Origin of the sequence: Massilia rubra (genome assembly GCF_011682065.1) — a bacterium.
GTDB lineage: Bacteria > Pseudomonadota > Gammaproteobacteria > Burkholderiales > Burkholderiaceae_D > Telluria_A > Telluria_A rubra.
The window spans coordinates 26,084-51,906 of record NZ_VUYU01000017.1 but is presented as its reverse complement, the minus strand read 5'-3'; the positions used below and the strand labels follow the sequence as shown (position 1 = coordinate 51,906).

Here is a 25,823-nt window from a genome sequence, read left to right as displayed (position 1 = left end):
AATGGTGGTTCAGCGCTGTTGAAAAGCCTCGAAGCGGCCGAACAATTCCGCGCTGACGTCGTCGTCGTTCTGCATCTTGCCGCCCATGATGCGCAAGCCCGGGGTCATGAAGCAAAACATCCTGCGCTTGCCGACGAAGCTGATATTGCCGTACACATGCGACAACATAAAAGACCTGCGCAAGCTGCGCCCGCCCTGTTTGACCGGCACCTCCGGCCCCACGTAAAAGATAATCGACAGGCACTGCACCGGCATCTGGCCAAATTGCTCCGTCACGGTGATGTTCTGCACATCGCGGAAAGGAACAACGGTGCCGTCGGCAAAACTGACGCCCTCGTCGCCGACCGTCATCGATGCCTGCTTGCCATTGCTCGCAAACTGGCAAATGCACATCACGGCGGCCCACACGCCGAGCGCCAGGAAAAAGGCCGCAAAGCCCTTCTCGCCCTGACTGAGCGCGCGCGCGCCCAAGGCGATGATGATCGCGCTTGACGGCAGCAACATCCACGCAAGCTGCCTGGTGTCGGTATAGATCGCAGGGGGACGCGCTGCACGCATGGGAAGTTCCATTCGGAAGCCCTTCCGGATTTCCCGGAAAGGCGATCATTGGTCAGGTGCCGCGCTTGCCGCGCGCCGAATTGGCCGCTTTTTCGGCCGCGATGGCCGCTGCCTTGGCCGCCTTGGCGGCCATCTCGGCCGCGTGCTGGGCCAGGCGCACGGCACGCGTTTCCGGCGTTTCGAGGCTGATGCGCCCGAGCGCGCCGGTGCGGTAATCCTGCAGGAAGATGTGCGAGGCTTTTTCGAAATCGAGGTCGCCGCCCTTCTGGCGGTAGCCGCGCCGCGCCGCCACGCCTTCGACCACGGCGATGCCGTCCATGCCTTCGGTCTTGAAGCCATAGCGCGCGGTGAGCAGCGCCGGGTAGCGCACCAGCAGTTCGTCGGCCAGGAACACCGCCACTTCATCTTCGATGAGGGCGTTCGAGCCGATGGCGTGGCTGGCGGCGAGCATCAGGCCATCGCTGGCGAGCGCGATTTTCGGCCACAGCATGCCGGGGGTATCGACCAGGATGATGTTCTTGCCGAGGTAAAGCTTCTGCTGCATCTTGGTCACGGCCGGCTCGTCGCCCACCTTGGCCACCTTCTTTTTCAGCAGCGCGTTCATGAGCGTCGATTTACCGACGTTGGGAATACCCATGATCATGATGCGCAGCGGCTTGGTGGGCACGCCCCGGTGCGGCGCCAGCGACTGGCACAGGTCCGGGATCTTGGCCACGTCGCCGGGCTTCTTGGTGGTCATGGCGTAGGCGGTCACGCCTTCCTGGGCGTTGTAGTAGGCGCTCCAGGCGGCGGTGGCGGCCGGATCGGCCAGGTCGACCTTGTTGAGGATCTTGAGGCAGGGACGCTGGCGGAACAGGCGCAGTTCCTCGACCATGGGGTTGCAGCTCGCCTCGGGCAGGCGCGCGTCGAGCACCTCGATCACCAGATCGGTGTTCTCCATCTGTTCGGCCGCCTTCTTGCGGGCGGCGTTCATGTGGCCCGGGTACCATTGTATCGACATGCTGTGCTTTCGGAATTCTCGTTTAAGGCGCTATTTTACCGGGGGCTGGCCCGCTGCGCCGTAAATCGGGCGAATGCGGCTACTCCAGCTCGGCCAATACCTTGATATGCGCCGCCACGCTGCGCCCCAGCGCCGACAGGTTGTAGCCCCCTTCCAGGCAGCTGACGATGCGCCCTTGCGCGTACAGGCGCGCCACGGTCATCACTTCGCGCGTGATCCAGGCGTAATCGGCTTCGACCAGGCCCATGCCGCCGACGTCGTCCTCGCGGTGGGCGTCGAAGCCGGCCGAAATGAAGATCATCTCGGGCTTGAAGTCGTGCAGCGCCGGCAGCCAGTGCTCGGTGACCAGCTTGCGCACCACGTCGCCGCCGCTGCGCGCGGGTACCGGAATGTTCACGCAGGTGGCCGTTTGCGGCTCCGGCTCGGTGTACGGATAAAACGGATGCTGGAAAAAACTGGCCATCAGCACGCGCGGATCGTCGCGAAACGATTCGGCGGTGCCGTTACCGTGATGGACGTCGAAGTCGATGATCGCCACCCGCGCCAGGCCGTGCGAGTCGAGCGCGTGGCGCGCGGCGATGGCCACGTTGTTAAACAGGCAGAAGCCCATCGGCTCGGTCGGCAGCGCGTGGTGGCCAGGCGGGCGGATGGCGCAGAAGGCGTTGGAAATGCTGCCTGCGATGACGGCGTCGGTGGCGGCCAGCGCGGCGCCGGCGGCGCGCAGGGCGGCCTGGTAGCTGTGCGAACAGAGCGAGGTGTCGCCATCGAGGGGATACACATCGCCTTCGGTGGTGGGCGTATTGTCGCGCACCAGCGCGATCGCTTCCAGGGTGTGATTGCGGCCGATGGCGGGAATTTCGGCCAGCGGCGCCTCGCGCCGCTCGACCAGGCCATCGATGCGGGCCAGGATCAATTGGTCTTCGATCGCCTGCAGGCGCGCGGGCGACTCCGGATGCCATTCGCCCATGTCGTGGCGGCTGCAATCGGGGTGGCTGTAAATGGCTGTGCTCATGTGCGTGATTTCATTAGCGGCGTCATCAATGTTGCACCGGAAACGCCGTTCTCGCATAGAATCTTGGAGAAACGGGTCGTGATGACGCAGTAGTGGTGCCGAAGGCGCTAATCTACCATGCCGTGCCCCACGCCGGTGCGCACGACCACCCACCGTACACTGTAAAGATAACCGCCATGTTCAAAAAGATGCACGCCGTCGCCCGCCAGGTCAGCCAGATTGTCGTCGGCAAGGACTTGCAGGTGCGCCAGGCGCTGACCTGCCTGCTGGCCAACGGCCACCTGCTGATCGAAGACGTGCCCGGTGTCGGCAAGACCACCCTGGCGCACGCGCTGGCGATCTCGCTGGGCCTCAAATTCAACCGCGTGCAGTTCACCAGCGACCTGCTGCCGGCCGACGTGGCCGGCATTTCGGTGTACGAACGCGAAAAGAACGGCTTCGTGTTCCATCCGGGCCCGATCTTCACGCAAGTGCTGCTGGCCGACGAAATCAACCGCGCCACGCCGAAGACCCAATCGGGCCTGTTAGAGGCGATGGAAGAGCGCCAGGTGACCGCCGACGGGGTCACGCGCGCCCTGCCGGCGCCGTTTTTCGTCATCGCCACGCAAAATCCGCTGCACCAGGTGGGCACCTTCGCGCTGCCCGAGTCGCAGCTGGACCGCTTTTTGATGTGCCTGTCGCTCGGCTACCCCGACGCCGCCGCCGAACGCGCGCTGCTGATGGGCGAGGACCGCCGCAGCATGCTCAAGACCTTGCCGGCGGCCATGCAGCCGGCCGAACTGACGGTGGCGCAAAAGGCGCTGCGCGAAATCCATACCTCGGCCTCGCTGATCGATTATGTGCAGGCGCTGGCCCAGGCCTCGCGCCAGAACGGCATGTTCGCCGAAGGCTTGTCGCCGCGCGCCTCGATCGCGCTGCTGCAGGCCGCGCGCGCCTGGGCCGCCATGGAAGGGCGCGACCACGTGGTGCCGGAAGATATCCAGGCGGTGCTGGTGCCGGTGTGCGCGCACCGCCTGCGTCCCTTGAAGTCGGCGCACGGGGTGGCGCTGGCCAGCCGCGACCTGGTCCTGCAATTGCAGAAATCCGTGCCGGTGTGAGGCAATGGCCGCCTTGCTGACACGTTTCATTCCCGCCGCGGTACGCGCCAAGGCGGACACCTGGCTGTTCCAGAAGCGCGGGGTCGATCCGGGCGAAACCTTCCTGGCGCAGCGCCGCGTGTTCATCCTGCCCAGCGGGGCCGGCATGGGATTCGCCGCGCTGATCCTGACCTTGCTGATCGGTTCGATCAACTATTCGCTCGGCCTGGGCTTTGCGCTGACCTTCACCATGGGCACCTGCGCCATGGTCGACATTTTCCTGACCTATAAAAACATGGCGCACCTGCACCTGCGCCCGGGCCGCGCGCAGCCGGTGTTCGCCGGCGAAGTGGCGCAGTTCGAACTGCACGTGGTCAACCGCACCAAGCTGGACCGGTATGCGCTGTGGATCGACTTCATCGAGGCCGGCGAAGCGCGCCACGTGACGGACGTGGCGGCCGGCGCCAGCAGCGCGGTGATCCTGTCGGCGCCGAGCCTCGAACGCGGCTGGCTGGCGGCGCCGCGGATTCGCCTGTCCACCCGTTTTCCGCTCGGCCTGTTGCGCGCCTGGAGCTACTGGCAGCCGGACCTGTCCGCCCTGGTCTACCCCTTCCCCGAAGAAAACGCGCCGCCGCTGCCGATGTCGGGCGTCGAGAGCGCCGACGGCCACGGCCACGCCGGCCACGACGACTTCGCCGGCATCCGCAGCTACCAGCCGGGCGACCCGATGCGCCACATGGCCTGGCGCCAGATCGCGCGGCTCGACCCGGCCGACGGCGGCCAGCTGGTGACCAAGCATTTCGAAGGCGGCGCGATCGATGAGCTGGTGCTCGACTTTCACGCCCTGCCGTCCATCATGAACCTGGAACTGCGCCTGTCGCGCATGACGCGCTGGGTGCTCGAGGCCGAACAGCGCGCCCTGCCCTACGCGTTTCGCATCGGCGCCATCGATTTCGAGGCCTCCAGCGGCGAAGCGCACCAGGCGGCCTGCCTGCGCGCGCTGGCCCTGCACGGCCTGGGAGAGGCGCCATGAGCGCGTTCAAGACCAACGCGCAGGGCGGCGCTGGCATGACCCGCCTGCTCGCCCAGCTACCGCGCGACAAGGCCGACACCCTGCTGCTGCTGGTGGCGGCGTTGATGGTGCTCTCGCCCCATGCCGGCCACCTGCCGCTGTGGGTGTCCGCCCTGTGCGGCCTGACCTTGCTGTGGCGCGCCATGGCCACCCTGCGCGGCACGCGCATGCCGTCGGCGCTGGTGCTGCTGCCGCTGTCGATGGCGGCCATGGCGGGCGTGTTCATGAGTTACAAGACCCTGTTCGGGCGCGACGCCGGGGTGGCCATGCTGGTGCTGCTGGTGGCCTTCAAGATGCTGGAAATGCACGCGCGGCGCGACCTGTTCGTGGTGATCTTCCTGTCGTTCTTCCTGGTGCTGACCAATTTCTTCTACTCGCAGAGCATTTTCACGGCCTTGATGATGGTCGCCTCGATCATTGCGCTGCTCACCGCGCAGCTGTCGTTCCAGTTCACCGGCGCGGTGCCGCCGCTGGGCCGGCGCCTGTGGATGGGCGCGCGCGTGTTCCTGCTGGCCGCGCCGCTGGCGGTGCTGCTGTTCTTCGTATTCCCGCGCATCCAGGGGCCGCTGTGGGGCATGCCGAGCGACGCCCAGGGGGCTCGCATGGGCCTGTCGAACAGCATGGCGCCGGGGAATATGTCGAACCTGGCGCAATCGGACGATCCGGTGTTCCAGGTGCGCTTTCTCGATCCGCCGCCATCGAAGGCGCAACTGTACTGGCGCGGCGTGGTGCTGGGCGAGTTCGACGGGCGCACCTGGACCAAGGTGCGGCGCGCGCCGCGCCGCGTGGCCGACCAGATTTCGATGCGTGTGCGCGGGCCGGCGATCCGTTATGAACTGACCCTGGAGCCCTCGTCGAACAACTGGCTGTTCGCGCTCGACCTGCCGGACCGCCTGCCGGTCCTGGAAGACAATGCGGCGCATGTGTCGAACGAACTGGAACTGTCGACCAGTTCCGCGCTCGACAAGCGCGTGCGCTACGACATGAGTTCGCACATCGATTACAGCCTCGACGACACCCCCGAACTGGCCGAGCGCGCGCGCTGGCTGGACCTGCCCGCCGGCTTCAACCCGCGGGCGCTGCTGGCCGGCGCCAACATCGGCCAGGCGCAGAGCGATCCCGAACAGCGCGTCCGTGCGGTCCTGGCGATGTTTACCAGCCAGCCGTTTTCGTACACGCTGCAGCCACCGCTGCTGGGGCGCGACTCGGTCGACGACTTCCTGTTCAGGACACGCGCCGGCTTTTGCGAGCACTACGCCAGCGCCTTCGCGGTGCTGATGCGCGCCGCCGGCGTGCCGGCGCGCGTGGTGATGGGCTACCAGGGCGGCGAATTCAATCCCATCGACGGCTTTTTGTCGGTGCGCCAGTCGGAAGCGCACGCTTGGGCCGAAGTCTGGATCGCCGGGCGTGGCTGGCTGCGGGTCGACCCCACCGCCGCCGTGGCGCCGGAACGGGTGCAGCGCGGCCTGTCGAGCGCGCTGCCGCAAAATCCGCCCGCTTTTGCCGGCCTGGGCGGGCTGCTCGGCTTGAGCGGCGAGCGCAACGCCTTGCTCGAACAACTGCGCTTTCGCCTCGACGCCGTCAACAATGGCTGGAACCAGTGGGTGCTGAACTACACGCCGGAGCGCCAGAGCGGCTTTCTCGACAGCCTCAAGCTCGGCCTGGCGCACTGGCGCAGCCTTGCCATCCTGGCCGCCATCGGCGCGCTGTTGCTGCTGTGGCGCGCTGTACGGCTGCGGCGCGGGACCGATCCGGTCGATGCGCTATACTCGGCCCTGTGTCGAAAGATGAGCCAGCTTGGCATGGCGCGCGCCGCCGACGAAGGCCCCAACGCCTACGCCGCCCGGCTTGCGCAAGGCAGCCTGGCGCCGGACAAGACGGCTGCCATCAAGCGCTTCCTGGCCCTCTACAGTGCCCACAAATACAGTGCCCGGCCGCCCGCTCCCGGGCTCGCCTCCACCCTGAAAAGTTTGCTGAACAACATTTAATGAAATTTACTTCTCTCTTGCTGGCACTTGCCGTGTCGGCAAGTCCCCTGAGCCAGGCTGCGCCTGCCAAAAAACCCGGCAAGAAAAGTGCCCAGTCCCATTCCAAGGCCAAGGCCAAGGCCAAGGCCAAGGGCGCGCGCAAGGCCGGCGCTTCCGTGGCCGTTCCGGCCGCCGTGGCCGCCACCGCGCTGACGGCGGCCGAGGCCGGCGACGCCGTCGTGTTCAGCGAGTCGGAGGCGGTCAACGCCTTCGCCGACGAGGTGGCGCTGCGGCACGGCTTTCCGCGCGCCGAGCTCGCCGCGCTGATCGGCCAGATCCGCTACATCGATACCGCCGTCCAGCTGGTCAAGCCGGCGCCCAAGGGCAAGCCCAAGAACTGGCAGAACTACAGCCGGGTGACGATCGAGCCGATCCGCATCAAGGCCGGCGTGGCGTTCTGGAACCAGCACGCCGCCGTGCTGGCGCGCGCCCAGGCCGAGTATGGCGTACCGGCCGAAATCATCGTCGGCATCATCGGCGTGGAGACCATCTACGGGCGCCAGACGGGGCGCTTCCGCGTGCTCGACGTGCTCACCACCCTGGCCTTCGCCTATCCCGAGGCGCCCAACCGGGCCGCGCGCATGGCCTTCTTCCGAGGCGAGCTGGAAAACGCGCTGGTGCTGGCGCGCAAGTCCAACATCGAGCCGCTCTCGCTGCTCGGTTCGTTTGCCGGCGCCATCGGCATGCCGCAGTTCATGCCCGGCAGCGTGCTGGCCTACGGGGTCGACTACGACAACAATGGCAGCATCGACTTGCGCGGCTCGGCGGTGGACGCGATCGGTAGCGTGGCTAGCTTCCTGGTCCAGCACGGCTGGCAGGCCAAGCAGACCGGGCCGCTTGTGTATCCGGCCAGCGTGTCCGACGACCGGGCCTGGGAAAGTTTGCTCAACCAGGGCCTGGCGGCCAAGTTCCGCGCCGAGGACTTGCGCGCGGGCGGTGTCAGCACCAGCGCCGTGTTGCCTGCGAACCAGCGTTTCGGCCTGATCGACCTGCCCAACGGCCCCGACCCGACCGAGTACCGGATCGCCACCGATAATTTTTTCGCTATTACGCAATACAACCGTTCTTACTTCTACGCCATGTCAGTGATCGAATTGGGCCGCGCAATCCGCCAAAACCGGCCTTGACACCCTCTTGCCTCAGCGGAAACTTTGTAAAAGAATGTAACGACCTGAGCATCTTTTCGGACCGATTGTGACGCGCACAGCGGTCCGCGCGGGTCGTGCGTATTCCTCCGCATATCCATTCGTGCCCCATAGAAATGCCTCTTGCGTTAATATACTCAGAAACATGTTGCTAATAAGCCAGTTCTCTTTAGAATTGTGCGGCGGATGCATCTAAATTGTCTTACACTTAAGTTTTCTGGGAAAACAATTAGTTTTTCGGTGATTTTGTGAGAGAATTGCAATGCGGCTATGTTGCGATCAGACAACACAACCGACATCATTTTGTAATCTGTTATTGCTTATCGGTATTAGATTACAAAACGTTGTACAATTGTGTATATTTTTTAAAAAGTGTTACCCAAGATAAATTCGCAAGCGCACTTCGACGGTGGTTGACCAGCAGCGAGAGCTCCGCGTGTTTGACTTAGCAGCACCACTCACAATAGGAATTATTGACATCATGACAAACCAAGTCGGCATTGATATGAACAGCGATTCGGACTCCGATGATCTGCTGCAATACAACCCAAATCGTTTACTCGACACGCTGATTGAAAATCTGCGTCTCAAGAACGATGCAGCCCTGTCGCGCGCGCTGGAAGTGGCGCCGCCAGTGATCTCGAAGATCCGCCACCACCGCCTGCCGGTCGGCGCCTCCCTGCTGATCCGCATGCACGAAGTGAGCGACCTGTCGATCCGCGACCTGCGCTACTTGATGGGCGACCGCCGCAACAAGTTCCGCATCAGCGACAAACAGTTCAAGCCAAAAGAAGGCGATCCAGCGTAATAGCGGGATCGGTCGGGCGTGCCGCAAGGCGCAGCCAGATAAGCCCGTGCCTTGCCCTGTGGGGGGCCGCGCACGGGAAGCACAAAAAAACGCCTTCCACCATGAACGAGTCCGACTCGTTCGCGGTGGAAGGCGTTTGTTTTTGCGCCCCGCGCTTGCGCCGGGTTTATGCGGGGAACACGCCGGTTGACAGGTAACGGTCGCCACGGTCGCACACGATGAACACGATGGTAGCGTTTTCCACCGTCTGCGAGATGCGCAGGGCGATCTCGCAGGCGCCGGCGGCCGAAATGCCGCAGAAAATGCCCTCTTCGGCCGCCATGCGGCGCGCCATCTGCTCGGCTGCGGCCTGGCTCACGTTCTCAACCTGGTCGACGCGCGCCTTGTCGAAGATTTTCGGCAGGTAGGCTTCGGGCCACTTGCGGATGCCGGGGATCTGCGAGCCGTCCTCGGGCTGGGCGCCGATGATCTGGACCGCCGGGTTTTGCTCTTTTAAATACTGTGACACGCCCATGATGGTGCCGGTGGTGCCCATGGCGCTGACAAAGTGCGTGACGCCGCCATTGGTGTCGCGCCAGATCTCGGGACCGGTCGACTCGTAGTGGGCGCGCGGGTTGTCAAGGTTGCCGAACTGGTCGAGGATGATGCCCTTGCCGTCGCGCTGCAACTGCTCGGCCATGTCGCGCGCGTATTCCATGCCGCCGGTCTTGGGCGTGAGGATGATCTGAGCGCCGTAGGCGGCCATGCTCTGGCGCCGCTCGATCGACAGGTACTCGGGCATCAGCAGCAGCATCTTGTAGCCGCGGATCGCCGCCGCCATCGCCAGCGCGATACCGGTGTTGCCGCTGGTCGCTTCGATCAGGGTATCGCCCGGCTTGATCTGGCCGCGTTCTTCGGCGCGGCGCAGCATCGACATGGCGGCGCGGTCCTTGACCGAACCGGCCGGATTGTCGCCTTCCATTTTGCCGAGGATGATGTTGTTACGCGCGGCCGCGTCGGCGCCCGGCAGGCGCACCAGGCGCACCAGCGGGGTATTGCCGATCGTATCTTCGATGGTCATGTAAGGCATGGGTTACTCTTTGCAGTTCAACAAAACATCATTCTAATCCACGATGCTCTTGTCCGTATGAGACGGGTCAGCTTGCTGTAGTTTGCCCCGGCTTGCTGCTAGACTGAGGGCTGACTACCTTCCCTTAGCGAACCGCCCATGAGCACCCTGCCCGCCCCCGACTTCATCCCCGACAACAGCATCCAGGAGCGCGCCCAAAGCTCGCTGAGCAAGTACGAGACGCGCCGCGACCAGATGTTTCCGGTCCTGACCGGCGCCGAGATCGCGCGCCTGCGCCGCTTCGGCAGCGAGGGGCACTGGGACGACGGGCAAGCCATTTTCGTCGCCGGCGGCGGCAATCCCGGCATGATGATCATCCTCTCGGGCAAGGTGCGCATCAGCCAGTGCGACGGCATGGGCAACAGCCACACGATCGTCGAACACGGGCCGGGCCACTTCACGGCGGACGTGGGCCAGTTGTCGGGCAGCCCGGCGCTGGTGAGCGCGCACGCGGCCGGCACGGTCGAGGCCTTGATCGTCACGCCCGAAGCGCTGCGCGCGCTGGTGGTGGCCGAGGCCGAGCTGGGCGAGCGCATCATGCGCGCACTGATCCTGCGGCGCGTGGGGCTGATCGAAGCCGGCACCAGCGCGCCGGTGCTGGTCGGCCCGGCCGGCAGCGCCGACCTGTTCCGCCTGCAGACCTTCCTGACCAGCAACGGCCATCCGCACATGGTGCTCGACCCGGCCACCAGCCCGAACGCCGAAGCGCTGATCCGCATGTACCAGCCCGGCCCCCACGAGCTGCCGCTGGTGGTGTGCCCGGACGGCGTGGTGAAGAAAAATCCGAGCCTGGCCGAACTGGGATACTGCCTCGGCATGCTGCCCGACCTCGACCCGGACAAGGTGTACGACGTACTGGTGGTGGGCGCCGGCCCGTCCGGCCTGGCGACGGCGGTATATGCGGCGTCGGAAGGCCTGTCGGTGCTGGTAGTGGAAAACCGCGCCTTCGGCGGCCAGGCCGGCGCCAGCGCGCGCATCGAAAACTACCTGGGATTCCCGACCGGGATTTCGGGGCGCGCGCTGGCCGGGCGGGCGTTTGTGCAATCGCAAAAATTCGGCGCGCAGGTGGCCATTCCGGCCGCCGCCGACAAACTGCTGTGCGACCAGTATCCGCTGCGCCTGTCGCTGGCCGATGGCGGGCAGGTACAGGCGCGCGCGGTGGTGCTGGCCTGCGGCGCGCGCTACCGCAAGCCCGACCTGGCCGACCTGGCCGCGTACGAAGGCTGCGGCGTGTATTACTGGGCCTCGCCGCTGGAAGGACGCCAGTGCCAGGGCGAGGATGTGGTGCTGGTCGGCGGCGGCAATTCGGCCGGCCAGGCGGCCGTGTTCTTGTCAAGCCACGCCAGAACGGTGCACATGCTCATTCGCGGTGCGGGGCTGGCGGCGAGCATGTCGAGTTATCTGATCGAGCGGATTGCGGCGACGCCGAATATCGTGCTGCACACGCATACCAGCTTGACCAGGCTGGAAGGCGACGGGCAACGCTTGAGCGGCGTGCGCTGGCAGCATCGCGACGAGCAGGAAGAAAGCCACGTGGTGCGCAGCGTATTCCTGTTCGTGGGGGCCGATCCGAATTCGGGCTGGCTGGCCGATTGCGGCGTGCAGGTCGACCAGCACGGGTTCGTGATGACCGGGACCGATGTGATGCTGGCCCGTTGCCGGGTGACGGGGCAGATGCTCAACCCGGACGGCTCGCTGCACGGGAACCTGGAAACCACGGTGCCGGGCGTGTTTGCGATCGGGGATGTGCGGGCCGGGTCGACCAAGCGCGTGGCCGCGGCCGTGGGAGAAGGCGCGGCGGTGGTGGCGCAGTTGCATGCGTATCTGGCGGTGAAGTAGGCGGCGGTGGTGGCGCTGCCGCCACCGTCGCTTGCGCTACCACCACCGTCGTTCCCGCTACCACCACCGTCGCTTGCGCTACCACCACCGTCGTTCCCGCTACCACCACCGTCGTTCCCGCGCAGGCGCTATGCTATGCCCACATCTTTGCAAGTTGCCAGCCCTGCACCATGCTTTCAAAGCGCTGTAATCCGCGCAGCATGGTGATCGGGCCAGGCTTGGCATCGCTGGCGTAGCCGGTCCATCCCCCCAGCCGGGCAATTGTCCAGCTAGCCCACGCCATGCTGTGCACTGGGTGGGGGTTTTTCTGCTTGGCGGTCTTCCCCTCGAATTTACCCTGCAATTTTTCCAGTACGACCACCTCGTCGCCGTCGAATGCGTCGCTCGCAGGTTGCTTGGTCTTGCCATCGCGCGCATTGACCAGCTGCAGCGTGCGCGTTGCCGCCAGCGTCGCAATACTAGCCAACTTCAACAATTCGCTCGCCTCTGCCAACTGACTCGATTCCAGCCCCAGCCCTTGCCGCTTCAACGTACGGAACAACTGCTCGATCTGCCACCGTTGCTCATACCAGTTCACTACCTGCAATGCCTGTTCGGCCGTTTCTACGTCATGGGAGGTAAGCAGTATCCAGTGCACCGGCTGCTCGCCAGGCAACACTGTATCGGGACGCTCTTTCAATTCCACCACTGATAGCGCGATGCTGGTCTGGCTCGCGCGGCAATCTTGTGGACGTCGGATCCGGACGCGCCCATAGCGCAGTTCCATGTGGGCCAGGTGCGCTGTGCGGGCGCTCTTGCGCGCACCATCGGTGCTCCGATAGGCCTTTCCCGCTGGCCGCGCCGAAATATCAAGGATCTGGCAGGCCATGGCTGGTTGCTTGCTCAGCCACCCACATAAGGTGTCACCCTCCTCGATCTGGCGGTCCCACCGTGCACGCGTAAGCAGATGCACATGGCCATCCGGGATACGGTCCCACTGTTCGTAGATGTCGCTTTCGCGATCTGCCACCACTGTCACGAGCGCTGCCTGTTGCAAACAGCGCTGCGCTCCCTGCGCGCCTTCCAGCCAGCACATCGATTCCTTTTCCTCAATGGGCCGTCGTGTCCGCTTTGCTGTACTGCGCGCCTCACGCACCCATGCCACCTCGTGCGCGATGCCGAGACAGGCGTTGTTTTCAGCATCGACGGCCAGCACAGGATGGATAAACAGCCCGCAACCCTTGTTATTGCTGATGCCGCCCAATCCACTAGTGCGTCGAGCATGCGCACTGTAGTCCAGTTCACTGGTGTCTTGAATTGCCAGCACGTGCCGACCCGCCGCCGCTTGCGCGGTGCGTTCGCTGCCATAACGAATGATCTCACCTGAAGTCACGCTGTGATGCTCCAGCAATCGGTGGAAACGTCTCTGAGTGGCACGGTCATCGCTCAACTGCCGCAAACACACCGTGCCACGTTCAATCATACGACTATAGAGCAGTGATCCGGTCCTGCAAAGCCGCTTATCACCAAACTCCCCGATGCAAGGAGCATCGGCTACCAACATTGTCGCCTCCATCGCCGCCTCCACAATCTGACATCATCGTTTCGACATTCGCCAAAGACGAATGTTGCAGAGATGTGGGCAAGCTGTAGCGCCTGCGCGGGAACGACGGTGGTGTTCTTACCTGCGCGGGAACGATGGTGAAGTTTTTTACCTGAGCGGCGTCGGATACGTCGCCACGCTCACATTGCCCTCCTTGTCCACCGCCTGCACCCCGAAGAAGTAGTTATCCTTCGATAGCTTGACGGTCGCCTCGGTCACATTCCCCACAAACAAAGCCCCCTGCCACTGCGCGGCGGTGGTGTCGCGCCAGACGATGCGGTAGCCGGCCAGGTCAGGCTCGCCGTTGGCCTGCCATACCAGCGACGAATCGTTCTCCAGCTTCGCGGTGCGCATCTGCACCTTCTGCGGCGCGGCCGGGGCCAGCGACAAGGTCGCCAGCGCCGCCGCATTCACCCGCGCCACTTTTGCGATGTAGTTGTAGTCGTTGAACTCGGGCAGGTCGCCATACTGCAGCGCGCCTTCCTTGCGCACGTTCTGGTGCTGGTGCGTGAAGTCTTCGTTCGGCTCCGTGAAGCGCAGCGCCGGATAACCGCGCTCCAGGAACGGCATATGGTCGCCCCCGCGCAGGTAACGGTCGCGCCGCTGGATCACATTGACCGTAAACCCGGGCACGTAACGCTCCCCCACTTCCTTCACATGGCGCGCCAGCTGGCGCGAGGTGGAGTCGTTTTCGCCGCCGGTCGCCAGCAGGGCGCGATTGCTGTCGCTGTTTTCTTTGGTCGCCGGGATCGATTCGGCGAACAGGCGCACCTGCCTGTCATCGACACGGCCATCGTCGGCGCGCGAGCTGCCGATGATATCGTTGGTGAACATGCCTTGCAGGTTCAGGTTCTTGAGCCTGGCCTGCTCGGCCCAATGCGCCGCGCCCAGCAAGCCCTGCTCCTCGGCCGCTACCGCCATGAAGACAATGGTCGCGTCGAACTGGTGGCGCGCCATCACGCATGCCATTTCCATGACGGCGGCGGTGCCGGAAGCGTCATCGTTGGCGCCGGGCGCCTCGCCGCTGGCGTCCATGATCTCGGTATTGCGCGAGTCGTAGTGGCCGCTGACGACGTAGATGCGCTCCTTCGACGCCGCCTGCGTGCCGGGCAGGGTCGCCACCACGTTGACGATCTCGGTCGGACGCGAAATGCGCGCCGACACCGGCGTGACATGGCTGTCGAAACTCACTTGCAGTCGCCCGCCGGCGGCGGCGCCGCAGCGTTCCAGTTCGGCCTTGATCCAGCGCCGCGCGGCGCCGATGCCGACCGTCTCCGAGACCGTATCGGACATGGTGTGGCGCGTCTTGAAGCCGACCAGTTTGCGCACATGCGCTTCGATGCGCTGCGGCGAAATATCGGCCACGATCTTGTCGACCTGGGCCTGGTGGCGCGCAATGTCGGGGCTTGCCGGAGCGGCGGCGCAGGCAGCGCCGGCGGCGGCGAGCAGGGTGGCCAGCAGGGATTGGGTGAACGGGACAGATGCCATGAGGGGTCCTTTGCGACGGGCGAGGTTAAAAACGCAGCGCCGTTATCTTCTCACGACCCCGCGTGCGCAAGTGCGTCCATACAGCGAAAAAACCACGCTCGCGCAAGCTGCGCATCCATGAAAAAAACCCGCGGCGTTGGCGGCGGGTTTTTTGGCGAGACGCACGGCGCTTACATTTTGGCGGGCGCCGGCGCCGGCTTGGCCGCTGTTGCGGGCTTGGCGGCCGGTGCGGACTTGCCCGCCGTCGCCGGCGCGGCGCCGGCGCCGTCAAACGGCTTGCCCGCGACCTGCAAGCCGGCTTGCGAGAGCTTCACCGCGCGCTTGTCGCCCACGCCCTTGACGCGCTTGGAAAAGTCGGCCCAGTCCTTGAACTCGCCACCCTTGGTGCGTTCTTCCAGGATCAGCTTGGAGGTAGAGGGGCCGATGCCCTTCACACTGTCGAGTGCGGCTGCATCGGCCTTGTTCACGTCGACCTGGGCAAACGCCATGCTCATCGCGGCCACCAGCGTTGCAACGGCCAGCATCAATTGTCGGATCATGTTGTATCTCCTTCAGATTAGAGGGACGCGAGTGCGGCCCCAACAAGCTAACGGATGACCCGGCACAATGTTGACCGCTCCGATTGAGCGCTATCAGAACAACAAAACGCCAATCGTGTAGGCAGGCTCTGCTGTTCTACAGGCCGAACAGTTCCTCGCGCGTCACGGTCGCCGTGCCGAGCTTGCCTACGACGATGCCGCCGGCGCGGTTGGCCGTCATGATGGCGTCGGCCATCGGCATGCCGGCGCCGAGCATCGAGGCCATGGTGGCGATGACCGTGTCGCCCGCGCCGGAGACGTCGAACACTTCGCGCGCGTCGGCGTGCATGTGCAGCACCTCATGGGCGGTGTACAAACTCATTCCCTCTTCCGAGCGCGTCAGCAGCAGCGCGTCCAGGCGCAGTTCGGTGCGCAGGGCCTGGGCCTTGGCGGTGAGCTGTTCTTCGGACGACCAGCTGCCGACGATGCGGCGGAACTCCGACTTGTTCGGCGTGAGCACGGTGGCCCCGGCGTAGCGCGAAAAATCGTCGCCCTTGGGGTCGACCATGACGATCTTGCCGGCCGCGCGGCCCGCCTCGATCATGTGCGCCACGTTCACCAGGCTGCCCTTGTTGTAGTCGGACAGGATCACCACGTCGAAATCGGGCAGCAGTGCGTTGAACTGGGTGAGCTTGTCGCGCAGGACGGTGTCGGTGGGCGCGTCTTCGAAGTCGATGCGCAGCAGTTGCTGCTGGCGGCCGATCACGCGCAGCTTGATGATGGTGGAAATGGCGGCGTCGCGCTGCAGGTAGCTGTCGATGCGCGACTCGGCCAGCAGCTGCGCCACCTGCTCGCCCGCCTCGTCGGCGCCGACCACGCCCAGCAGGCCACAGTGGGCGCCGAGGGCCGCCGCATTGCGCGCCACGTTGGCGGCGCCACCCAGGCGCTCTTCGCGCCTTTCGATGCGCACGATCGGCACCGGCGCTTCGGGCGAGATGCGGCTGACGTCACCGAACCAGTAACGGTCCAGCATCACGTCGCCGACGACCAGGATGCGCACCGCGGCCAGGTCGGGCGCGGCGATGAAGGGATGGCTGTCGGCGCTGAGCAGGCGCGCCGGAGTGGCGGTGGGATTGGTCATCGTTCGGATACGCTTAATCGGTTACGTTTAATTCATGACATTGAGTTCTTCGGTGCGGCGCGGCGGGTAGGTCTCCCAGCGGCTGCATCCCGGGCACTGCCAGTAGAACTGGCGCGCCTTGAAGCCGCAGTGGCTGCACTGGTAGCGCGCCAGCTTCTGGGTGTAACCACGCACCAGGTTCTTCACCATCGACAGCTCTTCCCAGACATCGGCCGGGGCGTCCATCAGGCGCGCTTCGAGCAGTTTGTCGAGGCCGAGCAGGGTCGGATTGCGGCGCAGTTCATCGATCATCAACTGCTTGGCCGCGTCCACCCCATCGAGTTCGATGACGGCCTTGAACACCACTTCGATCAGGTCGATCGAGGATGCTTCGGCCAGGTAGGAGCGCAACAGGTTGACACCCTCCTGCGGGCGGCCGACCTTGCGGTAGCCGTCCATCAAGCGCTGCGCGACCAGGGCCACGTGCGGCACGCTTTGCTGTTCGACGCGGCGCCAGGTCACCAGCGCGCCTTCGACATCATCCTTGACCAGTTGGGCGTCGCCGGTCAACAAGGTGGCGCGCACGTTCTTGCGGTCGGCCTGCAGGGCTTTGTCGAGCAGGGCCAGGGCGTCGTCGGTGTGCATGTGGACCAGCGCATCCTGGGCCAGCTCGCAGTAGAACTGGGCGATTTCCTTCTGGCGCGCGCCGGCGCCCGACTCTTGCAGCCCGAGGGCGGCTTCGATCGCGCGCGGCCATTCTTTTTCGCGCTGGTAGATTTCGAGCAAGGCGCGGCGCGCCTGGGCGCCGTAGGGCGTGTCGAGCAGCAGGTTGAAGGTTTCCTCGGCGCGGTCGAGCAGGCCAGCCTTGAGGTAATCCATGCCCAGTTCGTACTGGCCGTGCGCCTTTTCATCGGCCGGCAGGTCGGCACGCGAGAGCAGGTTCTGGTGCACGCGGATGGCGCGCTCGATCTCGCCACGGCGGCGGAACAGGTTGCCGAGGGCGAAGTGCATCTCCACCGTTTCGGGATCGAGCTTGACGATGTCGATGAAAGCATCGATGGCCTTGTCGGGTTGCTCGTTGAGCAGAAAGTTCAGGCCGCGAAAATATCCTCGCGGCAATGTGCGCGATTCGGACAGCAGTTGCTTGATGTCAACGCGCGCGGCGATCCATCCCAGGGCGAAAAACAAGGGGATGCCAAGCAACATCCAGGTTTCTAATTCCATGCGGTTCTTTTTGTTAGTTTTTCAGATGGCTTACTGCGGGGTTACTGTTGAGTACTGACGCTGTCCGGCTGCGGTTGGGCCACAGTGGTGCGCGCCACGGTTTGCAGGGCGACGATGGTGTTCTTGTGCTTCGACGTTTCGCGGCGGTGGCGGAACACGGTGGGCGTGACGGCCAGGATGCCGAGGGCGGCGCCGGCCACGAAAAAGCCCAGCAGCATCAGCACCAGCGGGCCGCGCAGTTCGTAATTGAGGAAAAAGTGCAGGTCGACTTCCTGCGTGTTCTTCAGAGCGAAGCCGAAAAACAGGATAAACAGAATAAATCCAACGATGGTGGATACAAATTTCATCAGCCAGGTCCAGTCTGAAAAGGTCGCAAGTGTCGCATATTACACCAAAACGACGGCCTCTCGGCCGTCGCCCCCGCGCAGGCGGGGGCCTATAGCACCTATGAGCATAGGTGCTATGGATCCCCGCCTGCGCGGGGACGACGACAAAATTGGTGTCGATCCCTGGTTTACAACTTTGCGGACGAAAAAAAACGGCATCCAAGGATGCCGTTCTTCTGTGTCGACAAACGACTCAGTCTTCAATAATCGGCTGCCCGACCATCGCATCTACCCGTTCGCGCAATTGCTTGCCCGGCTTGAAGTGCGGTACCCGTTTTTCGGGCACCATCACCTTGTCGCCGGACTTGGGATTGCGTCCGATGCGCGGCGGCCGGCTGTTCAGGGCAAAACTACCAAAACCACGGATCTCGATGCGCTGGCCAGTCGCCAAAGCGTTGGTCATGGCATCGAGAATGGTCTTGACAGCGTACTCCGCATCCTTGGCCACCAGCTGAGAATAGCGCTCAGCCAGGCGGTTAATCAACTCGGACTTCGTCATCTGTCGATTCCGAGTGTCTTAGTTCTTGTTGTCGAACTTAGCTTTCAACAGTGCGCCCAGGCTGGTGGTGCCCGATGCTGCATTGTTGTCGGAGGTCGAAGCAATTTTCTGCATCGCTTCCTGGGTGTCGACATTGTCTTTCGCTTTGATCGACAGCTGGATGCTGCGCGCTTTGCGGTCAATGTTGATCACCAGTGCTTCAACCGAATCGCCAACCTTCAGGTGGGTACCGGCATCTTCAACGCGGTCGCGCGAGATTTCGGAAGCACGCAGGTAGCCTTCAACTTCTTCGGACAGCTGGATCACAGCGCCCTTAGGCTCGACCGACTTGACCGTACCCGTTACCAGGGAGCCTTTGTCGTTCATTGCAGCGAAGTTGTTGAATGGGTCGCCTTCGAGTTGCTTGACACCCAGGGAAACGCGCTCGCGCTCGACGTCGATTGCCAACACGATGGCTTCCAGTTCGTCGCCCTTTTTGAAACGACGGACAGCTTCTTCGCCGGTTTCGGTCCAGGACAGGTCGGACAGGTGCACCAGACCATCGATGTTGCCGGCCAGGCCGATGAACACGCCGAAGTCGGTGATCGACTTGATCGCGCCGCGGACTTTGTCGCCCTTTTTATGGGTAACGCCGAAGTCATCCCAAGGATTGGCTTTGCACTGCTTCATGCCCAGCGAAATACGGCGACGCTCTTCGTCGATCTCGAGAACCATGACTTCCACTTCGTCGCCCAGCTGGACAACTTTGTTTGGCGCCACGTTCTTGTTGGTCCAGTCCATTTCGGAAACGTGGACCAGACCTTCGATACCCTGCTCGACTTCCACGAACGCGCCGTAGTCGGTGAGGTTCGTTACTTTGCCGAACAGACGGGTGCTTTGTGGGTAACGACGGGACAGACCGGTCCAAGGATCGTCGCCCAGTTGCTTCACGCCCAGCGAAACACGGTTCTTTTCCTGATCGTACTTCAGGACTTTGGCGGTGATTTCCTGGCCAACGGTCAGCACTTCCGACGGGTGACGCACACGACGCCATGCCAGGTCGGTGATGTGCAGCAGGCCATCGATACCGCCCAGATCCACGAACGCGCCGTAGTCGGTGATATTTTTGACGACGCCGGTAACCACGGTGCCTTCTTTCAGCGTTTCCATCAGTTTCTGACGCTCTTCGCCCATCGAAGCTTCGATGACGGCGCGGCGGGACAGAACCACGTTGTTACGCTTACGGTCGAGCTTGATGACCTTGAATTCCAGGGTCTTGCCTTCGAACGGGGTGGTGTCCTTGACAGGACGGGTGTCGACCAGCGAACCCGGCAGGAACGCGCGGATGCCGTTGGTCAGAACGGTCAGGCCGCCCTTGACTTTGCCATTGACGGTACCGACGACGATCTCGCCCGATTCCATGGCTTTTTCCAGTGCCAGCCACGACGCCAGGCGTTTTGCCTTGTCGCGCGACAGGATGGTGTCGCCGAAGCCGTTTTCCAGCGACTCAATCGCTACGGAAACGAAATCGCCGACTTGAACTTCCAGTTCGCCCTGGTCGTTCTTGAATTCTTCGATAGGAATGAAAGCTTCGGATTTGAGGCCAGCGTTGACGATCACGAAATTGTGGTCGAGACGCACGACTTCAGCGGAAATAACTTCGCCGGAGCGCATATCTTGGCGCGACAACGATTCCTCGAAGAGCGCTGCAAAACTTTCCATACCGGTTGCTTCAGTTGTTGCTGTTGACATAGTTTGTACACGAGTTAGCCAGCAGAGATCGCACCATGCGACTTAAACTGGGTTATAGGTTGATTCAACGCCTGCAATGGCACTATTGCAATTGCAAGCACCCATTGCTACTTCAGACTACGACTGCTTAGCGTGCGCATACCATTTCAGCACTTCCTCGACCGCTTCGTCAGCGGTCATATTCGAGGTGTCGAGCAGGTGCGCCCCTTCTGCCGGCATCAATGGCGCGATGGCCCGGTAAGTATCACGGTCGTCGCGCGCCTTCAAATCGGACAGGAGGTCTTCTATATTAGCAGAAAACCCCTTGTCAATCAATTGCTTATATCGGCGTTGCGCGCGCGCCTCGGTACTGGCGGTGAGAAACACCTTCAGTTGCGCGTGCGGAAAGATTACCGTGCCCATGTCGCGGCCATCGGCGACCAGTCCGGGGGCCCGGCGAAAGCCCAGTTGCAGGGCGAACAAAGCCTGGCGCACGGCGGGCAGCGCCGCGATCTTCGACGCCATGTTGCCAACCTCTTCCGCGCGGATGAGTTGGGTGACATGTTCGTTCGCCAGCAGGATTTCGCCGCCGCTGAAGCTGGCGGGGAGGTGTTCGGCCAGCTTGGCGAGGGCGTGCTCGTCATTGACCGCCGTCCCCTTGCGCAAGGCCATCAGCGCGGTAAGACGGTACAAGGCGCCGGAATCGAGGTAATGGAAGCCGAGCCGATCGGCCACCTTGTGGGCGACGGTGCCCTTGCCGGAAGCGGTGGGGCCATCGATGGCGATGACGGGAATATGCGAATGTGGCATGGGACGGTGTCCTGGTGAAATCACTATAAAACGTACAAAAACAACAACTTGCTTAACCGGGGTCTGACCTCAATTAAGAAATATTTCGAATCAGAGGTCAGACCCCGGTGAACGTCCGACCCCGATTAGGAAATGTCCCGAGTCGGAGCGCTGCCCCCCTGCTTAACCGGGGTCTGACCTCAATTAAGAAATATTTCGAATCAGAGGTCAGACCCCGGTGAACGTCTGACCCCGATTAGGAAATGTCCCGAGTCGGAGCGCTGCCCCTGCTTAACCGGGGTCTGACCTCAATTAAGAAATATTTCGAATCAGAGGTCAGACCCCGATGAACGTCTCGGTTGTGCAACTAAATCAGATTCTCCTGGGCGATGCCGGCGAAGGCGGCAAAGTAGTCGGGGAAGGTCTTGGCGACGCACTTGGGGTCGTTGATGCGCATCGTGTTGCCGCGCCGCGCTTTGCCATCCAGGCTCGCCAGCGAGAAACACATCGCCATCCGGTGGTCGTCATACGTGTCGATCGTCGCCGCGCTCAGCTCGCCCTCGGGCGGCGTCACGGAGATGAAATCGGGCCCTTCCACGACAATCGCGCCAAGCTTGCGCAATTCGGTCGCCATCGCGGCCAGCCGGTCGGTCTCTTTCACGCGCCAGCTGGCGATGTTGCGCAAGGTCGTGGTGCCGTCGGCGTACAGCGCGGCCACCGCAATCGTCATCGCCGCGTCGGGAATGTGATTGAAGTCGGCGTCGATGGCTTTCAGTACACCGTTCGAGCGCGCTTCGATCCAGTTGTCGCCGCGCGTGATCGTCGCGCCCATCTGCTCGAGCGCTTCGGCAAAGCGCACGTCGCCCTGGATGCTGTCGCGCCCTACTCCCTCAACCCGGATCGGACCGCCGCCAATCGCGCCCGCCGCCAAAAAGTACGAGGCCGACGAGGCATCGCCTTCCACATGAATCGTGCCCGGACTGGTGTAGCGCTGCCCCGGCTGCACGGTGAACGATTGCCAGCCATCCTGCTCCACCGTCACGCCGAAGCGCCGCATCAGGTTCAGGGTAATCTCGATATACGGCTTGGAGATCAGTTCTCCGACCACGTCGATCGTCACCGGCTGCTCGCGCGCCATCAGCGGCGCGGCCATCAGCAAGGCGGTCAGGAACTGGCTCGATACGTTGCCGCGCACCGACAGGCGCTGCGCGTGGATATGCCCGCGCCGGATGCGCAGCGGCGGAAAACCTTCCACGCCGGTGTATTCGATCTGCGCGCCGATGGCATTCAATGCGTCGACCAGGTCGCCGATCGGACGCTCGTGCATGCGCGTGACGCCGTGCAGCGTGTAGTCGCCGCCAATGACGGCCAGCGCCGCCGTCAGCGGGCGGATCGCGGTGCCGGCGTTACCCATGAACAGATCGGCTTCGTGCACCGGCAACGCGCCGCCGCCGCCATGCACGATGTGGGTGTGCTCGTCGACCTGGTCCCATTTCAGGCCCAGCGAGCGCAGCGCGCCCAGCATGACCAGGGTGTCGTCCGAGGCCAGCAGGTCGATGATGGTGGTGCTGCCTTCGGCCAGCGCGGCCAGCAGCAAGGTGCGGTTGGAAATGCTCTTGGACCCCGGCAGCCGCACCACGCCCTCGACGTGCATGACGGGCTTGAGATCGATATGGTGCGGGTACTGCTTCTGCTGGGTCATGCTGGGGTTCCTTGAGATACTGGGTTTATTCCGGACTGCTGCCTGGCGCCGGCGGCGCTTCGGCCGTTTCGATCGCTTCGATCCAGCGGCAGCGCGCGCGCTGGGCGTTGGCGTAGACCGCTTCGAGCGCCACGCCGTCGCCGCTGGCGAGCATGGCGCGCATCACTGTTAATTGTGCCAGATATGCGTCCAACTCGCCCAGAAGGGCCGATTGGTTGGCCAGCGAGATGTCGCGCCACATCTCGGGCGACGAGCCGGCGATGCGCGTGAAGTCTCGAAAGCCGCTGGCGGCGTACTGGAACAACAGGCCGGCGTGGGGCTTTCGGGCGATGTCGTCGACCAGCGCATACGCCAGCAAGTGCGGCAGGTGGCTGACCGAGGCGAACACGGTGTCGTGTTCCTGCGGCGAGAGCTTGTGGATGATGGCGCCGCACGCGCTCCACGCGGCAGCCACCTTGTCAACATCGCCGGCCGTATTTTCGGGCAGCGGCGTGAGCACGGTTTTTTTGCCGTGGTACAGGTCGACGATGGCGGCGTCCGGCCCGTTGGTTTCGCGCCCGGCGATCGGGTGCCCCGGCACGAACTGGCCGACACGCCCTTTCATCACGGCGCGCGCCGCCGCCACCACGTCGGACTTGGTGCTGCCGGCGTCGGTGACGATGGTGCCCGCTTCCAGGTACGGCAGCAGCGAGGCCAGGATCGCTGCGGTCTGCGCCACCGGCGCGGCGATCAGCACCAAGTCGGCGCCCGCCATCGCATCCTGCACCGAGGCCGCCGCCTGGTCGATGATGCCCAGTTCGAGCGCGCGCGCCATCGCTTGCGGCGAGCGCCCCACGCCGACCAGGGTGCTTACCACGCCGGCATGGCGCAGCGCGCGCGCGAACGAGCCGCCGATCAGCCCAACGCCGAAGATGACGACTTTATTGAACACGTCAGGCCAGCGCTTTCTTGAGGGCGGCGATGAAGATCGCGTTTTCGGCCGGCAGGCCGATCGAGATGCGCAGCCATTGCGGCAGGCCGTAGTTGCCGACCGGGCGCACGATCACGCCTTGCTTGAGCAGCGCCAGGTTCACGCGGCTGCCGGCGCCATCGTCGTCGCCGACCTTGACCAGCACGAAATTACCGAACGATGGCACGTACTGCAATTCCAGCTCGTCGAAGGCTTCGACAAACTGGGCGTAGCCGGCGGCGTTGTTCTTGGCGCCCTGCTCCAGGAAGGGCTTGTCGTTCAGGGCGGCAATCGCCGCCGCCTGCGCCAGCGAATTGACGTTGAACGGTTGCCGGATGCGGTTCATCAGGTCGGTCAGGGCCGGCTGCGCAATCGCAAAACCGACGCGCAGGCCGGCCAGGCCATAGGCTTTGGAGAAGGTGCGCGAGACCAGCAAATTCGGGTACTTGCGCGCCCACTGGCTTGACTCGAACTGGTGCTCGGGCGCGAGGAACTCGTTGTAGGCTTCGTCCAGCACCACGACCACGTTGGCCGGCACCTTGCCCAGGAATGCTTCGATCTGCGCGGCCGCAATAAAGGTGCCGGTCGGGTTGTTCGGGTTGGCGATGAAGACCAGGCGCGTGTCGGCGTCGATCGCCGCCGCCATGGCGTCGAGGTCGTGGCCGTAATCCCTGGCCGGCACCACGATGGCGCGCGCGCCCACGCCTTGCGTCGCCAGCGCGTACACGGCGAACGAGTACTGCGAGTACACCACGGCCTGGCCTTTTTGCACGAACGCGTGGGCGGCGATCTCGAGGATGTCGTTGCTGCCGTTGCCCAGGGTGATCCAGTCGGCCGGCACTTCGTAGCGCTTCGACAGCGCCGCTTTCAAATCAAAACCGTTGGCGTCGGGGTAGCGTCCCAGGTCGGCCACCGCCGCGGCCATGGCTTGCTGGCTCGATGCGGGCACGCCGAACGGATTTTCGTTCGACGCCAGTTTGACGATGTTCGCTTCGTCGAGGCCGAACTCGCGCGCGACTTCGGCGATCGGTTTGCCCGCCTGGTAGGGGGCGATGGCGCGGACGTATTCTGGACCGAATTGCTGGGACATGGTTTTATCTCTGTAGTTGTTTTAAGTTTTGAAAATCAAAGACTAAGCGGGTACGAGCCGAGCACCTTGAAGAAGGCGGCGTTGTCGCGCAGCTCGTCGAGCGCCTTGGCCACCGCCGGGTCCTGCACGTGGCCTTCGATGTCGACGTAGAAGTAGTATTCCCAGGTGCCGATGCGGGCCGGGCGCGATTCGAAACGCGTCATCGATACGCCGTTCACGGCCAGCGGCGCGAGCAGGTTGTAGACCGCGCCCGCCTTGTTCGGCACCGCCAGCACCAGCGAGGTCTGGTCGCTGCCCGAGGGGTTGGTCTGCAAATGGCCGATGACGGCAAAACGCGTGCGGTTGTGCGGGTCGTCCTGGATATGGCCCTTGACCACGCCGAGGCGATACTGTTCGCCCGCCATTTCGCTGGCAATCGCCGCCATGGTCGCGTCCTTGCTGGCCATGACGGCCGCTTCGGCGTTCGATACCACCGCGCGCCGCTCGATGCCGGGGTAGTTCTGGTTCAGCCAGACCTGGCACTGGGCCAGGGCCTGCGAGTGCGCGCACACCACCGTCACGCCATCCATGTTGCCGGTCTTGGTCATCAGGCTGTGGTGCACGGGAATCGAGATCTCGCCGCTGATGGTGGTGGTGGTGCCGAGCATCAGGTCGAGCGTGCGGTTGACCGCTCCTTCCGACGAGTTTTCGACCGGGACCACGCCGAAATCGGCGGTGCCGGCTTCGGTCGCGCGAAATACCTCGTCGATCGAGATGCACGGCAGCCCTTCGATGGCGCTACCGAACTGCTGGAACGCGGCCTGCTCGGTGAAGGTGCCGGACGGCCCGAGGTAGGCCACCGTGACCCGTTTTTCGAGCGAGCGGCAGGCCGACATGATCTCGCGGAAGATGGTTTGCACTTCGGCCGCCTTGAGCGGCCCCGGATTGCGGTCGGCCACGCCGCGCAGCACCTGCGCTTCGCGTTCGGGGCGAAACACCGGGGCGCTGGTTTCGGCCTTGACGTGGCCGACTTCCTGCGCCAGGCGCGCTCGCTGGCTGAGTAAGGTGAGAATCTGCGCGTCGATCGCATCGATCTGTTCGCGCAATGGTGTGAGTTTGTCTGTCATGAATGCGGCATGGTT

The 25,823-nt window shown here is 63.8% G+C and carries 23 protein-coding genes; 6 read left to right on the top strand and 17 right to left on the bottom strand.

Going from position 1 to position 25,823, the window contains the following annotated elements; translation table 11 throughout:
- Positions 1-9 precede the first annotated feature (9 nt).
- From F0185_RS22540 to F0185_RS22530, 3 genes are all read right to left on the bottom strand, one after another.
- On the bottom strand, positions 10-558 hold the full coding sequence (locus tag F0185_RS22540) for a hypothetical protein (protein WP_167228280.1): 549 nt from the start codon (positions 556-558) through the stop codon (positions 10-12).
- A gap of 52 nt (positions 559-610) precedes the next feature.
- Complete coding sequence (ylqF, locus tag F0185_RS22535; protein ID WP_229477154.1) at positions 611-1,531, bottom strand: ribosome biogenesis GTPase YlqF; 921 nt, start codon at positions 1,529-1,531, stop codon at positions 611-613.
- Positions 1,532-1,637: 106 nt separating this feature from the next.
- A complete protein-coding gene (locus tag F0185_RS22530; protein WP_166890460.1) occupies positions 1,638-2,570 on the bottom strand; it encodes a histone deacetylase family protein in 933 nt (310 codons plus the stop codon).
- A gap of 176 nt (positions 2,571-2,746) precedes the next feature.
- Here F0185_RS22530 and F0185_RS22525 point away from each other — a divergent pair, with 176 nt between their 5' ends.
- The 5 genes from F0185_RS22525 to F0185_RS22505 all read left to right on the top strand — a co-directional run bounded on the left by F0185_RS22525 (position 2,747) and on the right by F0185_RS22505 (position 8,698).
- A complete protein-coding gene (locus F0185_RS22525) occupies positions 2,747-3,667 on the top strand; it encodes an AAA family ATPase (RefSeq protein WP_166873963.1) in 921 nt (306 codons plus the stop codon).
- A 4-nt stretch (positions 3,668-3,671) separates the two neighbouring features.
- Positions 3,672-4,679, top strand: coding sequence for a DUF58 domain-containing protein (locus F0185_RS22520; protein ID WP_167228276.1), 1,008 nt, complete (start codon positions 3,672-3,674; stop codon positions 4,677-4,679).
- Positions 4,676-6,706, top strand: coding sequence for a transglutaminase TgpA family protein (locus F0185_RS22515; protein ID WP_229477142.1), 2,031 nt, complete (start codon positions 4,676-4,678; stop codon positions 6,704-6,706). Before F0185_RS22520 ends, F0185_RS22515 begins: the two co-directional genes overlap by 4 nt.
- Positions 6,706-7,872 carry a lytic murein transglycosylase B gene (mltB, locus tag F0185_RS22510; protein ID WP_167228274.1) on the top strand — a complete coding sequence of 389 codons (1,167 nt, stop codon included), beginning with the start codon at positions 6,706-6,708 and terminating at the stop codon, positions 7,870-7,872. The genes F0185_RS22515 and mltB overlap by 1 nt, the downstream gene beginning before the upstream one ends.
- Before the next feature lie 499 nt (positions 7,873-8,371).
- Positions 8,372-8,698: a hypothetical protein gene (locus F0185_RS22505; RefSeq protein ID WP_054266941.1), complete on the top strand. Its 327-nt coding sequence runs from the start codon at positions 8,372-8,374 to the stop codon at positions 8,696-8,698.
- A gap of 166 nt (positions 8,699-8,864) precedes the next feature.
- On the opposite strand, the gene cysM is transcribed toward F0185_RS22505, so the two are convergent.
- The gene (cysM, locus tag F0185_RS22500; RefSeq protein WP_167228272.1) at positions 8,865-9,767 is read right to left on the bottom strand and encodes a cysteine synthase CysM; all 903 of its coding nucleotides are present in this window, start codon (positions 9,765-9,767) and stop codon (positions 8,865-8,867) included.
- Between the two features lie 138 nt (positions 9,768-9,905).
- Here cysM and F0185_RS22495 point away from each other — a divergent pair, with 138 nt between their 5' ends.
- Positions 9,906-11,645: an FAD-dependent oxidoreductase gene (locus tag F0185_RS22495; protein ID WP_166890446.1), complete on the top strand. Its 1,740-nt coding sequence runs from the start codon at positions 9,906-9,908 to the stop codon at positions 11,643-11,645.
- A gap of 133 nt (positions 11,646-11,778) precedes the next feature.
- Here the strand turns inward: F0185_RS22495 and F0185_RS22490 are convergent, their stop codons facing one another.
- From F0185_RS22490 to pheA, 13 genes are all read right to left on the bottom strand, one after another.
- Complete coding sequence (locus F0185_RS22490) at positions 11,779-13,188, bottom strand: IS4 family transposase (RefSeq protein WP_167228270.1); 1,410 nt, start codon at positions 13,186-13,188, stop codon at positions 11,779-11,781.
- Between the two features lie 147 nt (positions 13,189-13,335).
- Positions 13,336-14,715 carry a M20/M25/M40 family metallo-hydrolase gene (locus tag F0185_RS22485; RefSeq protein WP_167228268.1) on the bottom strand — a complete coding sequence of 460 codons (1,380 nt, stop codon included), beginning with the start codon at positions 14,713-14,715 and terminating at the stop codon, positions 13,336-13,338.
- Between the two features lie 170 nt (positions 14,716-14,885).
- Positions 14,886-15,254 carry a ComEA family DNA-binding protein gene (locus F0185_RS22480; RefSeq protein ID WP_167228266.1) on the bottom strand — a complete coding sequence of 123 codons (369 nt, stop codon included), beginning with the start codon at positions 15,252-15,254 and terminating at the stop codon, positions 14,886-14,888.
- Positions 15,255-15,390: 136 nt separating this feature from the next.
- On the bottom strand, positions 15,391-16,374 hold the full coding sequence (gene rfaE1, locus F0185_RS22475; RefSeq protein ID WP_167228264.1) for a D-glycero-beta-D-manno-heptose-7-phosphate kinase: 984 nt from the start codon (positions 16,372-16,374) through the stop codon (positions 15,391-15,393).
- Positions 16,375-16,401: 27 nt separating this feature from the next.
- On the bottom strand, positions 16,402-17,577 hold the full coding sequence (lapB, locus tag F0185_RS22470; protein ID WP_166890435.1) for a lipopolysaccharide assembly protein LapB: 1,176 nt from the start codon (positions 17,575-17,577) through the stop codon (positions 16,402-16,404).
- Between the two features lie 41 nt (positions 17,578-17,618).
- Positions 17,619-17,924 (bottom strand): LapA family protein, encoded by a 306-nt coding sequence (locus F0185_RS22465; protein ID WP_167228262.1) that lies wholly within the window; start codon positions 17,922-17,924, stop codon positions 17,619-17,621.
- 232 nt (positions 17,925-18,156) lie between these two features.
- Complete coding sequence (locus F0185_RS22460) at positions 18,157-18,462, bottom strand: integration host factor subunit beta (protein ID WP_008446215.1); 306 nt, start codon at positions 18,460-18,462, stop codon at positions 18,157-18,159.
- A gap of 18 nt (positions 18,463-18,480) precedes the next feature.
- On the bottom strand, positions 18,481-20,193 hold the full coding sequence (rpsA, locus tag F0185_RS22455) for a 30S ribosomal protein S1 (protein ID WP_267875858.1): 1,713 nt from the start codon (positions 20,191-20,193) through the stop codon (positions 18,481-18,483).
- Positions 20,194-20,310: 117 nt separating this feature from the next.
- On the bottom strand, positions 20,311-20,982 hold the full coding sequence (cmk, locus tag F0185_RS22450; protein WP_166890425.1) for a (d)CMP kinase: 672 nt from the start codon (positions 20,980-20,982) through the stop codon (positions 20,311-20,313).
- A gap of 346 nt (positions 20,983-21,328) precedes the next feature.
- Positions 21,329-22,663, bottom strand: a complete 1,335-nt coding sequence (aroA, locus tag F0185_RS22445; protein WP_167228260.1) for a 3-phosphoshikimate 1-carboxyvinyltransferase — start codon at positions 22,661-22,663, stop codon at positions 21,329-21,331.
- Positions 22,664-22,688: 25 nt separating this feature from the next.
- Positions 22,689-23,594 (bottom strand): prephenate dehydrogenase, encoded by a 906-nt coding sequence (locus tag F0185_RS22440; RefSeq protein ID WP_167228258.1) that lies wholly within the window; start codon positions 23,592-23,594, stop codon positions 22,689-22,691.
- 1 nt (position 23,595) lies between these two features.
- Complete coding sequence (gene hisC / locus F0185_RS22435) at positions 23,596-24,702, bottom strand: histidinol-phosphate transaminase (protein WP_167228257.1); 1,107 nt, start codon at positions 24,700-24,702, stop codon at positions 23,596-23,598.
- A 35-nt stretch (positions 24,703-24,737) separates the two neighbouring features.
- Positions 24,738-25,808 (bottom strand): prephenate dehydratase, encoded by a 1,071-nt coding sequence (gene pheA, locus F0185_RS22430; protein WP_167228255.1) that lies wholly within the window; start codon positions 25,806-25,808, stop codon positions 24,738-24,740.
- Positions 25,809-25,823: the final 15 nt, after the last annotated feature.

Coding starts and splice junctions, on each gene's coding strand:
- F0185_RS22540 (WP_167228280.1), bottom strand. CDS start 558: ATGCGTGCAGCGCGTCCCCCTGCGATCTATACCGACACCAGGCAGCTT.
- ylqF (WP_229477154.1), bottom strand. CDS start 1,531: ATGAACGCCGCCCGCAAGAAGGCGGCCGAACAGATGGAGAACACCGAT.
- F0185_RS22530 (WP_166890460.1), bottom strand. CDS start 2,570: ATGAGCACAGCCATTTACAGCCACCCCGATTGCAGCCGCCACGACATG.
- F0185_RS22525 (WP_166873963.1), top strand. CDS start 2,747: ATGTTCAAAAAGATGCACGCCGTCGCCCGCCAGGTCAGCCAGATTGTC.
- F0185_RS22520 (WP_167228276.1), top strand. CDS start 3,672: ATGGCCGCCTTGCTGACACGTTTCATTCCCGCCGCGGTACGCGCCAAG.
- F0185_RS22515 (WP_229477142.1), top strand. CDS start 4,676: ATGAGCGCGTTCAAGACCAACGCGCAGGGCGGCGCTGGCATGACCCGC.
- mltB (WP_167228274.1), top strand. CDS start 6,706: ATGAAATTTACTTCTCTCTTGCTGGCACTTGCCGTGTCGGCAAGTCCC.
- F0185_RS22505 (WP_054266941.1), top strand. CDS start 8,372: ATGACAAACCAAGTCGGCATTGATATGAACAGCGATTCGGACTCCGAT.
- cysM (WP_167228272.1), bottom strand. CDS start 9,767: ATGCCTTACATGACCATCGAAGATACGATCGGCAATACCCCGCTGGTG.
- F0185_RS22495 (WP_166890446.1), top strand. CDS start 9,906: ATGAGCACCCTGCCCGCCCCCGACTTCATCCCCGACAACAGCATCCAG.
- F0185_RS22490 (WP_167228270.1), bottom strand. CDS start 13,188: ATGTTGGTAGCCGATGCTCCTTGCATCGGGGAGTTTGGTGATAAGCGG.
- F0185_RS22485 (WP_167228268.1), bottom strand. CDS start 14,715: ATGGCATCTGTCCCGTTCACCCAATCCCTGCTGGCCACCCTGCTCGCC.
- F0185_RS22480 (WP_167228266.1), bottom strand. CDS start 15,254: ATGATCCGACAATTGATGCTGGCCGTTGCAACGCTGGTGGCCGCGATG.
- rfaE1 (WP_167228264.1), bottom strand. CDS start 16,374: ATGACCAATCCCACCGCCACTCCGGCGCGCCTGCTCAGCGCCGACAGC.
- lapB (WP_166890435.1), bottom strand. CDS start 17,577: ATGGAATTAGAAACCTGGATGTTGCTTGGCATCCCCTTGTTTTTCGCC.
- F0185_RS22465 (WP_167228262.1), bottom strand. CDS start 17,924: ATGAAATTTGTATCCACCATCGTTGGATTTATTCTGTTTATCCTGTTT.
- F0185_RS22460 (WP_008446215.1), bottom strand. CDS start 18,462: ATGACGAAGTCCGAGTTGATTAACCGCCTGGCTGAGCGCTATTCTCAG.
- rpsA (WP_267875858.1), bottom strand. CDS start 20,193: ATGTCAACAGCAACAACTGAAGCAACCGGTATGGAAAGTTTTGCAGCG.
- cmk (WP_166890425.1), bottom strand. CDS start 20,982: ATGCCACATTCGCATATTCCCGTCATCGCCATCGATGGCCCCACCGCT.
- aroA (WP_167228260.1), bottom strand. CDS start 22,663: ATGACCCAGCAGAAGCAGTACCCGCACCATATCGATCTCAAGCCCGTC.
- hisC (WP_167228257.1), bottom strand. CDS start 24,702: ATGTCCCAGCAATTCGGTCCAGAATACGTCCGCGCCATCGCCCCCTAC.
- pheA (WP_167228255.1), bottom strand. CDS start 25,808: ATGACAGACAAACTCACACCATTGCGCGAACAGATCGATGCGATCGAC.